Raw genomic sequence first — 11,688 nt, 5'->3', positions numbered from 1 at the left:
GATGTTATCGAATCCATAGCTAAATCACTAGCTATGTGATTTTCTATATTAGAATTCGACAAAGAAATGGTATTTCCTACTACCTACTAATAAAATTCCCTTAATCCACTGACAATCTTTGTTTGCTCTCTCGTAATATTTGTCGGATCCCTCTTTCCACCCTGCGCGGAAACATTAAATCTTCATTACTGCAAACATAAACCTTCCAACCTTCGCGACTCATTTTTTGAGTATTGCAAGGAATGTTGGGATCATTTAAGCAAACCAGTAAATCCGCAATTTGTGCAAAAACAAGCTGATCAGCTACTTTAATGTTCCAGCGGATTGCTTTTTGGGGATAGATTTTTGACAATACATAGTCTAAGCACTTTTGCTGTTCAGGTTCATGAAGTGCTTGACTTGGACTTACGCCACGATCATGCGCCTCCACAACGTCGGGAGCAATTGCCAGCCCCTTTTTCATTGTGCTCTCCGGCCTAGTCAACTCCTCTCGGAGATTATCAGATTGTTCTTCTTGATCAAAGCCAGACACATCCCTGCTAAATACTTCTTGTTCAAGGAATGGATTTTCTTGTTCAGCTTCTTGATGCAGTGAGCTTGCTCGATTGAAAGCAGCGAAAGCTGGGGCTAGTTCTTCAGTTGAAGCTAACTCTTCAACTGAGGCTTGCTCTTCTGCTGGGCTTAGCTCTTCCTCTTGAATTAGCCCTTCTATAGGTTGCCTATCGTTTTCTTCCTCTTGGTTCAAAGAAATTCCCACGTCGATTATCTCTCCATCTTCAGAAACGATTTTCTGATCTGCTACTTCAAATGCAAGCTCTCGAGAATCCATTGAATTCGCCAAGTGAGGAATTTCTTCGTCGATTTGAGTCGTTATTCCCTTAGTTATTCCCTTAGTTATCCCCTTGGCTATTCCTTCATCAAGCATACGTTTTTTGATATCGTGAAAAGATGGAAAGTTATTGATAATCCGCGCATCGGGAAGTTGTTGTTCGACGAGCTGTTTTACTCCATCTTCCAAATATTCTGGCGGAAATGTTGAGATGCCCTGAAGCAGAGTGGTTAACTTAGTGACAATTTGACATCCCTTATTAAATTCTGTTTCAGCATCTGCTCCTTTTAAAAGGCAAACTGTAAATACTTTTTCCGTGATTTGATCAATCCATTCAGAGATACGCGAGTCATTATGAAAATAAGTTTCCAAAAAAATCCACCTCCAGATTTTGATATCTGTAGATAGCTATGCTTGTTTCTTAAATGGTATGAATATAATCCATGAATAATCCATTACATTGGGCGTACAATGCAAAACTCCTCAGATGTTGTCTGAGGAGTTTTGGCTGGGACGAGAAGGTCTGACTTAGCGAGAGCGGAAAACTTTCAAATAAGAATCAGCATAAATGCTCTTATTGAGTAAGATTTGAGCCGTAGCAGCTACGTCAACCAAGGCATCGTCATTTGCGTCCATTATGGCAGCATCTAGACCTGAAGCAATAGCCATTGCCAGATATGTTCTATTAATCAAGTTACGGTCCGGTGATTTTTGAGAAACGTTTGATAAACCAAGAACTGTACGAGGGGCCGGATTAGCTAACATTTTCACTTGGCGTAAGCTTTCAAGAACTTCCGGGGCATGTTCTTGAGCGACGTTGACTGGGAGAATTAAAGGATCAATAAAGAGGTCTTCCATTCTCAGACCATATTCATCAGCTGCAGCTACTAATTCCATGGCAAAGGCTACTCGGTTTTCAGCGTCTTTGGGAATACCCTTTTTGTCCATAGTTAATCCGATGACGCCAGCATTATATTGAATAGCCATAGGAAATACTCGTTCAATTTTGACTTGCTCAGCGGGGCAAGAGTTAATGATTGCAGGGCGTTTGCATACCTTTAAACCTGCCTCAATGGCATTGTAATTGGTTGAATCTAAAACGAGCGGCAAATCAGAAACTTCTTGTATTACATTAACCATCCATTCATAGGCTTCGACACGTTCCTCAGTAGGAATTGCAGGTCCAGAGTTAACGTCGAGGTAATGGGCACCGCCTTCTTGCTGTTTTACTGCCCAGTATTGCAATGGCTTTGGATCTTTACTGCGAAGAGCATTTCCAATATCAGTAAACATTCCATTAATACGTTCTCCAAAAATAAGCATCTAGTCACGACCTTTCATTATTATCGAAGGTATATAAGAGAGTCAAAACCTTTGATCTTAAAATTGTACAGATTATTATTTATTCGTTAAACTGGCAATATTTTTCTGTACGAGACGGACCGATGAAGGATTGCGCATCACGAGAATACTGGCTCCAACTTGGAGCATAGCCGAAGCGGTCATTGCTTCCCATAGTACCCCTCGATCTTGAAGATCGCCCCAGCCCGGGAATTCATCTGCAGAGGCGTTGGCTTCCTTGCACCGATTAGCCTCATAACCAACAGTACAGATCATGGGCATCGAAAGCATTTTATCATTGGCCAAAGAACCTAGGCGAGCACGTTCCATGATCGAATAAGCATACTCAATTCCAAATCCAAGACCGCCGATCATGGGGTCAATTACAATTTTATTGAGAGGCAAGCCCATTTCATTAATTAAAATGTTCAACTGTTTACAAATATTGATATCCAGCGGAGAGCGAGCAATGACGGTATGCTTATGAACCATTGCGGCAGCGGTTATAGATTTATAGTTATCTTGCTCCGCCAGGCCAAGGAGAAGGTTTTCCCCTGAGGTAGCTTCTGCGATTGCAGCGATAATTTCATTGTTTTTTTGGTCATTGTCACACCCGGCAACGATGAGTGGAACCCCAACTGCGGCCAAAACTTCTTTAACAATGCGTGCGCAATCTTCTGGGGAACGATTTTCACCATCTGGGTCTGCACCGATAAATTTCAAATAAATCAAATCTGCTTTAAACTCGTCGACACATTTTTTGGCCCAGGCAGCAGGATCACTGAGAACATTTCCGAATTGGCTGATAATATTATCATTCCAAGAAGGTACGATGTCGTTGACCTCCATAGCAATCACTGGACGATTTTGCATTTCGCCTTCAAAGTGAAGAAATGGTAAAGCACTGTCTCCGCCTACTGTTACAGTTGAAGTTCGTGTTCCTCCTTGTTCAGGAGTTGCGCCGAGAACAACTTCTCCGACCTTACTAGAATATCTTTCTTTCACTAATGTAACGGACATGAACTTCTCTCCTTTCTAGTTGAAGATTCCGGCACGGTTCAAAATACTTGCTACAGCTTTGACCGAGACGGCATCATCTGGTAATTCGAATAATGGCTTTCCTGCAAGGTCATATTCCGCAACCAGAGGATCAAGCGGGATATCACCCAGTACAGTGAGGCCTGTGTGTTCAATTTCTTCGTTAAGGGATTCCAAACTTCCCTCATTCGTCTTAGTTACGATCAGATATAATTTTCCTACTGCGGATTTAAGTCCTCGAATGAGATCATGAACCCGTCCTGCTGAACGAATCCCTCGCGCCGAAGAATCGCTGATAACAAACATGACATCAATATGGGGAATCGTTCGCCGGCTAATATGCTCGAGACCTGCTTCAGAGTCCACCGCTACAAAGTCATAGTTTTCTCCGATGTTCTCGATATGCTTGCGCAGGATATCATTAGGATAGCAATAGCATCCTGCTCCCTGAGGCCCACCCATGACGAGAAGATCAATATCCTTAGTCTCCACCAACGCTTGTTGAAGCTTATACTCGATAAAGATATTTTTAGGCATCCCATTAGGAATCGCTTTGGGGTCTTTACTTTGTTCCAGCAACTCTGAAATTGTCCCTGTAACTTTTAGACCTAAAGCCTCATCGAGATTTGCGTTCGGATCAGCGTCCACGGCAAGAATAGAAATCCCTCGCTTTTGTTGAACCATTTGCCTCAATAATAACGCGGTGAATGTGGTTTTCCCTACTCCGCCTTTACCTGCAACTGCAATATATTTTGCCATTTAAGTAGACCTCCATTTATAACGTTAATGACAAGAAGGGAATAGGGCTAAGTCTGTATGAGGCAAAAACAGAGCAGAAACGTACTCATCCATAAAGGTTGCCCCAACTGATAGTTCAATGTAAGTCATTTTACGTCCCAACTCTTCTGCTTCGTGCCATGCCGCTTGGGATAAAAGAGCTAATCGCGCACCTTTCACAGAAGAATTCCCAATAAACTCAAAACGTTCCGGCTCAAGGTCTGGCAGTAACCCTATTTGTACGGAATCATGCACATTGAGGTAATTACCAAAACCGCCTGCAATAACAATTCGACTGATCATGTCAATATCTACTGCGACCATATTGAGCAATGAGCGAATTCCTGCGTAAATAGCCCCTTTGGCACGGATGATATTTTTGACATCATTTTCGGTAATGACGACATCTTTTTGTCCACCCGCTTGAAGAGCCCAGGCCAGGACAAACTCTTTGTCATCTTCCGTTGCTCGTAAACGCGGAGAGCCTGAAGGATGTCCAAGTTGGAAATTTCCAGCACGATCGATAATACCCGCGCTAAGAAGTTTAGCCATGCAATCAACGAGTCCAGATCCGCAAATGCCAACAGGCAGGCCCTTGCCAACCACCTTCAAGGATACATCAAGTGTCTCAGAATCGATGACAACTCGTTCAATTGCTCCAGGCATCGCTCTCATACCAAAGGTAATCCCGCCTCCCTCAAAACTCGGACCTGCTGAACAAGCGCATGCCACGAGCCAATCCTGGTTTCCAAGAACAATTTCTCCGTTTGTCCCAATATCGATAAAAAGAATGATATCCTCTCCATTGGCCAAATCTGTGACTAGAGTTCCTGCAACAATATCTCCGCCAACATAACTTGCTACCGATGGATAGCAGTGGACTAAGGCCTCAGGTAACATGTGCAGCCCAATCTCCCGAGCGGAAACTGGAGGAATTGTTGACATCGTCGGAATATATGGCTCCAGCCTAATGTATTTTGGATCAACTCCCAAGAACAACTGGGTCATCGTTGTATTCCCTGCCACCATCGCACTAGCGATATCAGTTGGCTTTATTGATCGTCGACTAAGGATTTTATCAATCAGCTCATTGAGCGTTTCCACAACAGCGTGACGAATTTCCTGCAAGTGTTCCTTGTTTTCAACAGCATATACGATACGGGAAATGACATCATCTCCATATCTCGCCTGCTTATTGTAAGATCCCTGCTGATCAATAGTCTCACCAGTCAATAAATTTACTACATAGACAACCACTGTCGTTGTACCGATATCAATAGCTAGTCCATACGGAGGGCTATCGTTGCCGGCTTCAAGGTGAGTCACAGTAAACCCTGAGCCGAGATCTGTTAAAGTGACTGATACGTCCCAATCTGCTTTCCGCAAAGTCTCGGGTAAGTGTTGAAGAACAGATAAAGGAATGTGGATGGGGTTTTCTCCGGCCTTCAAAACGCGGCGGAGTTCCAAATGTAGACGAGCCCAATCGCTGGTGTTTTCCGTCAAAGTCGGAACTGACAGCACTATTCTTTGTTTCGTTGCCAAAGGGTGATGCCCAAACTTTTCGAGTAAATCATGTTCGCTCTCCTGTAAAAGTCCTGTTTGGGTGTCCCCCAATAAAACCTGATGCTCTTGTAAACGGGACTCAGGAGGCACCTCAATCGTCAAGTCGCCTTGAATAATTGTTTTGCAGGCTAGCCGCACCCCCTTGGAAAGTTGTTCCGGCGTGAGGTTTCCAGTTCCCGTCACTTGGGGCTCCCCGCTTAAAACGACTACTTTACAGGCACCGCACGTTCCCTTACCTCCGCACCCTGATTTAATGAGTATTTCTGCTTGTGCAGCTGCATTGAGCAGCGTAGTACCACTTTCAACTTGAATAATGCGGTTCTCGGGCATGAATTTAATTTGAAATAGGGGCATCGCTTTCACTTCCTTAATCTACCAAGAAATCCCTTTTACAAGCCTTGTAAAAGATATAACAGTGCTCTCTTTTAAGGACTAGACTCTAACAAGACTGTCATTATGACAATTGAGATTTAGAAAACGCCATGATTCCGCTTGATTCACGGGGACCAACAACAACTTTCCAACCGGTCAGTTCGGCTAGTTTACCCGAGATTACAGCCACATAACCTGGAATAATCACATTGCGATGGGTCACTTTATCGGTAATCCCACTAGCAGTCATTGCGTCGGAAATTTTATCCGGCTCAAATTTACCGGCTGCATAAGCAGTAAGCACAGAAGTTCCATCTGTATCAATAGGAAGAATATAACTAGGTATTTTGGTGGCTTCAACTTCACCTTCAACGCTGTAGTACGTTAAGGAGAAGTTCGTCGTGATATACAGCGGAGAATTCTCATTGACATCTCCCACAGAATGTAGTTTTGGTTCAACTTGAATCGGCTTCTGCGGATCTGTGTAGAGGTTCTGGCGTAACGTCATTAGCGGCAAAATATGAGCCTTGGCACTCGTATTTAACACGACTGCACTAGCATATTTAGCAACATAGACTGACGCTTCCATAATTTCATCGAGAGGTTCTGGTTGACTGGAATATGCGATCACCGGATAACCAAACGGCCGGAATTTTTTCTTGATGGCTAAGCGACGCATATGGGTCAAGTTAGCTAAGGTTTCAACCGAGCTTCTTGCCCCTGGATCTAAGACGAACTCTTTATAACCCAAGGCTTGAGCTTTCTCGACAAGGTCGTTAAGAGCATCGAGTCCTTCGGCTTTCAAGATAACTGGAACAGAATTTTCCTTGGCAAGATTGACAACCGCTTCATAATTATCTGCTGTAGCCTCACCTATCAGAGGTTTACGAGCTGCCAGGGGTCCAAGAGCTGCTTTCAATGCCGCTGGGTCACTGCTAAGCAAGAGTAAAGATTTATCTGTCCCTGCCGCTACAATACCAGCGACTTTCTCAAAGCGAGCTGCTTCCCCTGATTCGTTTACAACAGCGACGCCATCAATAGAATAATGTAAACCTACTCGGTCAAACTCCAGACCATTGATTTCTTGGATCTTAGCCTCTAATTCTGCGTCACTTAAGGTATCAGACACTCTGATTAATAAAGTTGTTGGATGATAAAAGGTTTTATCATGACGGAAGAGAACGTTTTCATCGCCAAGAATGGAATCTTTTCCGAATTTAATTGCTTTAATAGGGGGGGCGGAGGCAGAATCCAGCGCCTCTTTGGCGGCTGCCGTGACATATTGGCAGGTGTCTAACGATGCTTTGCCGGAAGCTAAAGCCATAGCAAAGGCCAGACAAGTCGGTACTCCACACTCTCCGCAGTTTTTCTTAGGTAATTGCTTATAAATTTCTAAACCTGTTAGAGCCATATTGAAACCCCTTTCTTTTTGACTTTAGTAAGTAAGCAGACTCTAAGGCCCCTTCAGCAGAAACTATGGGGCCTAGAGTCATCATACTTCTTACATTAATGGTTCAAGATTAAAGCATGGGTGTCCATTTTCTTCAAGGAACGGTACTATTTCCTCAGCTGTGGTTCCAATGGACTCGTCCGCAATCTTGTCGATGAAATCTGCACCTAACCCTTCATCAATCGAACGTTGGACAAAATCCTCACGCAAGAATTCTTTTAATTCTTTAGGCATCCAGACTATACGAGCAATACCGCCGTCCGCGGGAATAAATTTCTTACTAAGGAGATACGTACGCCCGATACCCATAAAGCCCGGTGTTTGCATACCACCACCACAGGTTCCTGCCAGTGTAGAGAATGTCATACCAGAAGGTGTCATTCCTGAATGTTCGCGAGTCGTGAGCATAAGACCATTGGCTTCCGGAACAATCGCCATAATTGCCTCGAAGCAACCGCAGGAAGTCATCGGTTTGTCCATTAATGTGTAGAGGTTAACTTCCTCCAACGTATTGTTTGAAGCCTTATATAGGTAATCATTGGTACTTTGCCACATACCTTTTAATTCATCAATCGCAGGTCCTTTGGGAATTGGCTGATTAGGACCATTCGACGCAATTTCATGGGATGCTTTGGCATCTAACCAACTCACCGCGCCGCAAAGACCAACCCGTTCCGGTGTAACAATACAGACATGGTTGGGGGCAAAGGATTGGCAGAGCAGACAGGAATAAAAGTCTTCAACAGATTCATCCGTCAGGCTCCTCATACGGTCGTCGCGAGCCCTATAACGTTCGCGGGCAAGAATGATACCTTCATCGACTGCCGCTTGATCAAGCATAATCGTGACTTCGACCCGGTCAATAATAGCGGGGAATTCTTCTTTCAGCTTGGCAATTAACAGTTCACCGAAGTGCTTCATTAAGAAACCTTTTGCTCGAGCATCTTTAGAGATCCGTACCCAACACAAATCACGTTGAGCCACGTGCCATACGCCTTCACCATAGTTAGCAAAATAGTGGATTCTTCGTTCAAAAACACCTTCGAAGTCTGCTTGCATTTTTCGTCCATAGATATCAATTTTAATTCCCAAAGGAAGTTTGGATCCTTCTGGAACACTGTCAATATCGGGGCCTATAACAGTCACCTGGCCATCTACGATATTCTCGGGCCCTACCATTTGGACAAGTTCGAAAGCAGTGGTTCGTCCACCACCAAATTCGACGTAGGTATCCCCTTTACGAATCGTCTCACCTTCGAAGGCTGGACCAAAGTTAACCGGAATCGGTAATTCGACGTTTGTCAATTTAATTCCACGAACTTCCAAAGCTAGCGGCACTATTTTCTCATAATCAGGTTCTGAAATATACCAGTCCGGGATCTGCATATCTTCGCCAAGTTCTTGATCTGTCAGAACAGGGAAGCCCATAAAAATTGCGCCCATTTCAGCAGCTACTTTGACATCGTCGAGTTCTCCAAGATGGAGTACAAAAGCCCGGACCCGACGACGCTGATAATCACGATGGTTTTCTCGTTCTCCAGCAGGAATTCCACCGAAAGCGAGACCTGCCCTGAAGGCGTAGTTTACAGCATGAATTACCTGAGTGAAGTTTCCTAAGGGGAAAGCAATGTAATCTTCCCCGATTTTAACGTTCTCTTCGAGTAATTGTTCAATGACCTCATCACAAAGGAAGATCATAAACCCTTTACCCATTAAATTATCAATGATTTTCTTAGCTGCTTTAGAATCTTTGGCACGTCCAAGAATAACAGCAACACCAGGGATGGTCCAGTCGACCATCTTAATCCCGTGTTTCCGTACGACTGGGTCTCCCAAAAATCCTGTCCACGGTTTCACCTTTGGTTCATCTCCGCAAAGATAATGAATTGTCTCAATAATCTCAGCGGCATAAAGAACAGATTCACCCCAAAGTCTAGCATTTTCAAACGTGAGTTCCGTGCGAACCTGACTACGCATGCGGTTTAAGATCGGAACCAATTCACCCAAAGTGGTCACCTTTTCACCAGAAAGACATGTGATGACCGGGAGATGGTAAGCCGTGTCAGGATAACCAATGGTTTGAGCTGTTCCGTAATCTTTAATAGCTCGATTAAGAAGAATTTCAGCATAAGTCATGGCGATAACAGTTCCATCATAGGCTTTGCGCAATAATTTTTTCGGTTGATTATTAGGATCCTTAATTGCTTCTTCGTATATTTGTTCCATAGACATCAGACATTCCTCCTTTCTTACCAACCTTGGGCTATTGGGGTTTCATTTTTTTCGGCTGTCTTTTTATGAATATTGAGTTTCCAAGTTCGGTACTCCAAAGCATTCAGAAGTTTCTGAGCTCCAATGACCGGATCTACTTCAAAAATGAAGTTTCCTCCAAAGACATCATGAGCAATTTGGGTGGTAATACCATAGATGAGATCGCTGCCTTCGACAGGAGGCAAAGAACCAACGTGAGTCGGTAATCCCATGGTTACAGCCCACGTACCAATCGCGACTGCCTTTTCATGCATGGCTTCTGGGGCAGAAGCCACGAACGGTACTTTTGGAACATCGACGCCGAGTTCGTTGGCCATAGCCATCGCTAAATCAATACCGCGGCTGTTGTCCACACAGGACCCAACGTGGAAGACCAGCGGTAAGCCAGTGGAAAGTTGTGGATTGGCTTCTTCAAGTGTTTTAAGGAAAGATTTAAGTCCTTCTCCGGCATAGGCATCCACTGCCAAAGGTGACATAAGTCCAAATTTGGCATAGGCACCGGCCGAACAACCCGTTGCAATCACAAATACGTCATTTTTAACAAGTTCTTTTAAGACAGTGACATGCCCTTCATCCTGCGTTCGCTTGAGGTTATTGCATCCGGCCATCAAAGCAACTCCCTTAAGTTGTCCACTTAAGATGGCATCCGTTAATACGGAGATTGGCCGTTCAGGGCAAATTTTTGCGAAGATCTCAGTAAGCGCTTCAATACTGAACCCAGCAACAAGTTTATGACGTTCCGCAGGAATAGAAATTTTCTTTGGATCACGATGTTTATAAGCTTCAATCGCAATTCCAACAAGTTTCTGAGCATCCTCCATAGCGGTTTCTGTTTTAAAGGCAACGTGCTGTGCTCCAGGAGTTTTCATAATCGCTTCAGTTGTTATCACTTTCGTGTGGTAACATTCCGCAGCGGTTTGTACGGATGGATAAATGCATTGGATGTCAACAACCATCGCATCAAGAGCACCGGTCATAATAGCCATCTCTTGGGATGCGGAGGAAGTTGCTAAATAAACTCCTTCTCTCATAAGCAACTCGTTACCAGTGCAACAGATTCCAACGACGTTGATCCCTTCAGCACCTGCTTTTTGAGCTTCTGCTTTCATTTTCCGGGCCGCTGCTACCACCATTTCACTCAGAACAGGATTGTGTCCATGGACAGCGATATTGACCATCTTCGGATCAATGACACCGAGGTTAGCTTCAGAAACAATGGGTTCGGGTACTCCAAATAAAACGTCACTTAAATTAGTTCCAATATACTCCCCACCCAAATCGGCCAGCGCGGCTTTAAGCCCTCCAAATATTATATTGACAGGATCATTGTCAACTCCCATGGCAGTTTGAGCAATTAGCTCAGTGACTGTGCCGTCAATTGCTTTGGGCATTACGTTAGTATGCTGGAATTTTTTACGGCGTCCTTCCGTCAAAAAGGAATCAAGAAAGGCTAACGGGCGATCTTGGTAGCGACCAAAATCAGCATAACCAAGTTCGACCACATCTCTAAGAATCTCTTTGTCCTCCCGGTCAAGGGTAGAAATTCCCAATTTCTGTGCTAATTTATGAAGTTTGGCTGATGATTTAATTTCGTAGTCGGGAGCATGACCGTCAACCAAAGCGTGAGCAGTGTGTAAGACATGACGTGCGTGCTCAGAATGAGATGCAGTTCCTCCGGCAATTAGGCGTACAAGATTACGAGAAACAATGGTATAGGCAGATGCTCCACAAATCCCTCGACTGCCAGGTCCCTCTTCTTTTTTCACACGACAAGGACCTGCAATACAAATTCTGCAGCATACACCTTTATATCCAAAGGTACACTGCGGTTGTTGTGCCACTACACGGTCAAAAACTGTTTCAATATTTTTACCTTCCAACATTTTTAACATTTGCAGGGTACCCGGATCTGACGTACGAACAGGATTCTTAGGATCAACAACTCGTGGTGCATCCGATGGTCGGGCAGTATGGGTTAAATCCCGATATCTAGGCATGTTACAACCTCCTCTTTATTAAGATCCCCTTCTCATACTCTTATTGCTAC

8 protein-coding genes are annotated in these 11,688 nt (G+C 44.1%); all 8 read right to left on the bottom strand.

Annotated elements, in window-relative coordinates:
- Positions 1–100: 100 nt before the first annotated feature.
- Complete coding sequence (locus tag VZF35_RS23525) at positions 101–1,201, bottom strand: hypothetical protein (RefSeq protein ID WP_407308837.1); 1,101 nt, start codon at positions 1,199–1,201, stop codon at positions 101–103.
- Positions 1,202–1,357: 156 nt separating this feature from the next.
- Complete coding sequence (locus VZF35_RS23520; protein WP_407308836.1) at positions 1,358–2,152, bottom strand: methyltetrahydrofolate cobalamin methyltransferase; 795 nt, start codon at positions 2,150–2,152, stop codon at positions 1,358–1,360.
- Between the two features lie 75 nt (positions 2,153–2,227).
- Positions 2,228–3,190, bottom strand: a complete 963-nt coding sequence (locus VZF35_RS23515) for an acetyl-CoA decarbonylase/synthase complex subunit delta (protein WP_407308835.1) — start codon at positions 3,188–3,190, stop codon at positions 2,228–2,230.
- 15 nt (positions 3,191–3,205) lie between these two features.
- On the bottom strand, positions 3,206–3,967 hold the full coding sequence (locus tag VZF35_RS23510) for an AAA family ATPase (RefSeq protein WP_407308834.1): 762 nt from the start codon (positions 3,965–3,967) through the stop codon (positions 3,206–3,208).
- Between the two features lie 24 nt (positions 3,968–3,991).
- Positions 3,992–5,902, bottom strand: coding sequence for an ASKHA domain-containing protein (locus VZF35_RS23505; RefSeq protein ID WP_407308833.1), 1,911 nt, complete (start codon positions 5,900–5,902; stop codon positions 3,992–3,994).
- A 100-nt stretch (positions 5,903–6,002) separates the two neighbouring features.
- On the bottom strand, positions 6,003–7,331 hold the full coding sequence (acsC, locus tag VZF35_RS23500; RefSeq protein WP_407308832.1) for an acetyl-CoA decarbonylase/synthase complex subunit gamma: 1,329 nt from the start codon (positions 7,329–7,331) through the stop codon (positions 6,003–6,005).
- A gap of 90 nt (positions 7,332–7,421) precedes the next feature.
- Complete coding sequence (gene acsB / locus VZF35_RS23495) at positions 7,422–9,602, bottom strand: acetyl-CoA decarbonylase/synthase complex subunit alpha/beta (RefSeq protein ID WP_407308831.1); 2,181 nt, start codon at positions 9,600–9,602, stop codon at positions 7,422–7,424.
- Positions 9,603–9,619: 17 nt separating this feature from the next.
- Entirely contained in the window at positions 9,620–11,638 is a 2,019-nt protein-coding gene (cooS, locus tag VZF35_RS23490; RefSeq protein ID WP_407308830.1) for an anaerobic carbon-monoxide dehydrogenase catalytic subunit, read from the bottom strand.
- Between the last annotated feature and the right edge of the window lie 50 nt (positions 11,639–11,688).

The organism is Desulfosporosinus paludis (assembly GCF_045689965.1).
In the GTDB taxonomy this organism is placed as follows: Bacteria; Bacillota; Desulfitobacteriia; order Desulfitobacteriales; family Desulfitobacteriaceae; genus Desulfosporosinus; species Desulfosporosinus paludis.
The sequence above is the reverse complement of the archived record's forward strand: the minus strand, read 5'-3'. Positions and strand labels throughout refer to the sequence as shown.